This is a genomic window from Moorena sp. SIO4E2 (genome assembly GCF_010671945.1).
In the GTDB taxonomy this organism is placed as follows: Bacteria; Cyanobacteriota; Cyanobacteriia; order Cyanobacteriales; family Coleofasciculaceae; genus Moorena; species Moorena producens.
Genome location: NZ_JAAHIE010000978.1, coordinates 1 through 2,060 on the forward strand (window position 1 = coordinate 1; position 2,060 = coordinate 2,060).

The 2,060-nt window shown below is 38.8% G+C and carries 2 protein-coding genes; one reads left to right on the forward strand and one right to left on the reverse strand.

The window, feature by feature from the left end:
- Positions 1-99: 99 nt before the first annotated feature.
- Positions 100-516: a glycosyltransferase gene (locus tag F6K37_RS39665; protein WP_287256754.1), complete on the reverse strand. Its 417-nt coding sequence runs from the start codon at positions 514-516 to the stop codon at positions 100-102.
- Between the two features lie 379 nt (positions 517-895).
- On the opposite strand from F6K37_RS39665, the gene F6K37_RS39670 reads away from it, so the two are divergent.
- Positions 896-1,660 carry a Uma2 family endonuclease gene (locus tag F6K37_RS39670; RefSeq protein ID WP_287256756.1) on the forward strand — a complete coding sequence of 255 codons (765 nt, stop codon included), beginning with the start codon at positions 896-898 and terminating at the stop codon, positions 1,658-1,660.
- Positions 1,661-2,060 lie beyond the last annotated feature (400 nt).

Consider the following 2,060-nt stretch of genomic DNA (forward strand, 5'->3'; position numbering starts at 1 on the left):
CAATTGAAGAATTAGAATGTTTGTTAAATCATCTTTTAAATGAAGGAGGGTTAATTATAAAATGGGTACGAAAAATAAAAAACAAAGGCAATGCTGTTATCACAGTTTAAATGCGCAACAGCTTACAAAAGGAATGTCTAGATACTCAGCGATAGTTCCTCCTGCTGGAGAAGCTTGATCTACTAATAACAGCTCTATATCTGCTGCTTTAATTACATCTGGAGCATCCCGAAGAGACATTTTTGCTACATTTAAAATCCAATTGATTGTATACTGGAATGCCTTAAATCCACTGAGATTACCTAGTTGAGTAAATAAGTCTTTTGTGGCTCCTTTGGGAAAATCAGACTTGCCAATCAACTGAAATTCTAATCCTGCGGCTAGAACTTTTGGTTGAGCGTCTTCAATGCCGAATAAGGTGACGCGATGACCACGCTGTTTCAGTTCGTAACCTAAGGTAGTCATAGGGTTAAGATGACCAGAAGCAGCAGGACAAATTATGCCAAAATGAGTCATGATAGTTGCTCAGTAAAAGACGTTACCCCGATTTAATGGGACTTAAGCCAAAAGTCAACTCAAATTTAACATAAACTGGCTTGCTAAGGGATGAATAGGTACCGAGACTTGTCTAAGCAGTAGAATGAAGCCTGTAGAATGTAGAATGTAGAATGTAGAATGTAGAATGTAGAATGTAGAATGTAGAAGGTAGAAGGTAGAAGGTAGAAGGTAGAAGGAAGAATGTAGAAGGTAGAAGGTAGAAGGAAGAAGGTAGAAGGTAGAAGGAAGAATGTAGAAGGAATAATTTAGGATACAGACTTCAATTCTAAATTCTAAATTCTAAATTCTAAATTAGTAAGATAGAATAGGATGATCAGCTCTGGTAACAGTATTTCCTATGGTTCAGCAGCTTACTTCCACCACCGATGACATCTTCTATCCCGAAAGTGACGGCAAACCCTTGGCGGACAATACCCTTCAATTTGAACTAATTACCACCATTAAGTATGGCCTGGAAGCCCAATTCAAAGATGACCCCAATGTATTCGTTGCCGGGGATTTGTTGTGGTATCCAGAACTTGGAAAACCCAAAATCAATCAAGCCCCGGATGTGATGGTGGTTGTGGGTAGACCGAAAGGGCATCGGCGTTCCTACAAAACCTGGGTTGAAGATAACATGAATCCCCAGGTAGTATTTGAAATAGCCTCATTAACGAATACCATCAAGGAATTAGAAGAGGATAAACTCAAGTTTTACCAGAACCATGAAGTAGAAGAGTACTATCTTTTTGATCCAAATCGGACAAAACTAAAAGGGTGGTTGCGTTCAGCCGAAAAACTAGAACCAATCCCCCAGATGCTGGGTTGGGTGAGTCCCCGTTTAGGAATTACCTTTGAGTTAGTAGGCTCGGACTTGGTGCTGTATTATCCCAATGGCGAGCCTTTTGCTACGTATTTAGAAATTATTGAGCTCAAAGAACTTGCTCAACAACAGGCAGAAAAAGAACGCCAACGGGCAGAACAAGCGGAGGAACTTTTAGAGGTTGAAAGACTTGAAAAAGAACAAGAACGCCAACGGGCAGAGCAAGCAGAAGCTTCCTTGCAAGCCTTGCTAGAGCAATTAAAAGCAAAGGGTATAGATCCAGAACAATTCGAGCTATGAACCCCACCATTTTGATATAACCCTACTAAGAATGTAGAATAAAGAATGTAGAATGTAGAAGGTAGAATGTAGAAGGTAGAAGGAAGAATGTAGAAGGTAGAAGGAAGAATGTAGAAGGAAGAATGTAGAAGGAAGAATGTAGAATGTAGAAGGAAGAATGTAGAAGGTAGAATGTAGAAGGTAGAATGTAGAAGGAAGAAGGAAGAAGGTAGAATGTAGAAGGTAGAATGTAGAAGGAAGAAGGAAGAAGGAAGAATGTAATGCTCAATGCTCAATTCTAAATTCTAAATTCTAAATTCTAAATTCTAAATTCTAAATTCTTAATGAACTATAGGTTTCAAGAATCTCGATACAATTTGCGATCGCACCCAAATGAGAAATTTCAAAACCATGGGTATTT

Excerpts from the sequence above, each read along its gene's own strand:
- F6K37_RS39665 (WP_287256754.1), bottom strand. The coding sequence starts at position 516 with ATGACTCATTTTGGCATAATTTGTCCTGCTGCTTCTGGTCATCTTAAC.
- F6K37_RS39670 (WP_287256756.1), top strand. The coding sequence starts at position 896 with ATGGTTCAGCAGCTTACTTCCACCACCGATGACATCTTCTATCCCGAA.